Origin of the sequence: Streptomyces thermovulgaris (assembly GCF_002155915.1) — a bacterium.
Classification (GTDB): domain Bacteria; phylum Actinomycetota; class Actinomycetes; order Streptomycetales; family Streptomycetaceae; genus Streptomyces; species Streptomyces thermovulgaris.
The window spans coordinates 1-1619 of the sequence record NZ_MUME01000533.1 but is presented as its reverse complement, the minus strand read 5'-3'; the positions used below and the strand labels follow the sequence as shown (position 1 = coordinate 1619).

The 1619-nt window shown below is 73.8% G+C and carries 2 protein-coding genes; both read right to left on the bottom strand.

Features of this window, described 5'->3' with window-relative positions; translation table 11 throughout:
* Positions 1–34: 34 nt before the first annotated feature.
* Positions 35–715: a 4'-phosphopantetheinyl transferase family protein gene (locus CCN35_RS27120; RefSeq protein WP_067397002.1), complete on the bottom strand. Its 681-nt coding sequence runs from the start codon at positions 713–715 to the stop codon at positions 35–37.
* Between the two features lie 172 nt (positions 716–887).
* A partial coding sequence (locus CCN35_RS27115) for a dTDP-glucose 4,6-dehydratase (protein WP_107501111.1) occupies positions 888–1619 on the bottom strand: 732 nt, incomplete at its 5' end.

The window sequence follows — 1619 nt, the reverse complement described above, 5'->3', positions numbered from 1 at the left end:
CCCGCAGCCCTGACCGGGCGGACGTGCCGCCCGGTCAGGGCTGCGGGACCGTCACCGCGGTGACCACCAGACCCCGCCCGACGGTCCAGCGCCCCTCGAAGCAGTCGAGACGCCGGCCGCCGACCAGCGGGCCCGGCACCAGGAGCCGGGCCCGGAAGCCGCCGCGCCGGGAGGTGTCCGGGGCGGTGCGGATCTCGATCTTTGCCTCCAGGAAGTCCAGCCACGCGCCGGTGAGCGGGAACCACGCCTTGTAGACGGACTCCTTCGCACTGAAGAGCAGCCGGTCCCAGTGCACGTCCGGGTGCAGCACGGCCAGGTCGGCCAGACGCCGCTGCTCGGCGGTGAGGGCGACGGTGGGCAGCACGCCCTCCGGCAGCGGGGCGTGGGGTTCGGCGTCGATGCCGAGGGAGGCCAGGTCGCCGGTGCGGGCCAGGGCCGCGGCACGGTAGCCGTGGCAGTGGGTCATGCTGCCGGCCAGCCCGTCCGGCCAGCGCGGAGCGCCTCGCTCACCGGGCAGGACGGGCTGCGGCGGCACACCGAGCTTCTCCATGGCGCGGCGGGCGCAGGCGCGCACACCGGTGAACTCGCGCCGGCGTTTGTCGACCGCCCGCGCCACCAGCGCCCGCTCCTCGGGATACAGCGGGGCACGGTCGGTCTCCTCGTCGCCGTACGCCTCCACGGCCACCACCGGGTCCGGGAGCAGCTCCTCGATCACCGGTCTTCGGCCTCCCCCGTCATCCCGTCGCCTTTCGCTCCGTCGTCTTCCCGCCCGGCCGCCTCGGCCGCCCGCACGGCGGGCACCACAAGAACACATCGGGCGGCGGCGGGACAAGGGGCACCCGTGCCGGCCGCGGTCCGCGCGTCCCGTCACCGGTCCGTGCGTCCCGTCACCGGTCGGCGTGCCGTGACCACCACTCCCGGTGCTCCGCGTACCAGGCCACCGTCTGCGCCAGCCCCGTCTCGAAGTCGATCCGCGGCACGAATCCCAGCTCCTCCCGGATCTTGTCACCGCACAGGGCGTACCGGCGGTCGTGCCCCTTGCGATCGGCGACGTGGTCGACCCTGCTCCAGTCGGCCCCGCAGGCGGCGAGCAGCCGGTCCACCAGCTCACGGTTGGTCAGCTCCGTTCCGCCGCCGATGTGGTAGATCTCGCCGGGCCGTCCCTTGCGCAGGACCAGCTCCACCCCCCGGCAGTGGTCCTCGACGTGCAGCCACTCGCGCACGTTGCCGCCGTCGCCGTACAGCGGGACGCGTCCGCCCTCGAGGAGGCGGGTGACGAACAGCGGGATCAGCTTCTCCGGGTACTGGTACGGGCCGTAGTTGTTGGAGCAGCGGGTGACCACGACGTCCATGCCGTGGGTCCGGTGGTAGGCCAGGGCCAGCAGGTCGGCGCCGGCCTTGGACGCGGAGTAGGGCGAGGAGGGGGCGAGCGGCTGGGACTCCGTCCAGGCGCCCTCGTCGATCGAGCCGTACACCTCGTCGGTCGAGATGTGCACGAAGCGTGCCACGCCGTGCCGGCGGGCCGCGTCCAGCAGCACCTGGGTGCCGAGCACATTGGTGGAGACGAAGGGCGCGGCGCCGGTGATCGACCGGTCGACGTGCGACTCGGCGGCGAAGTG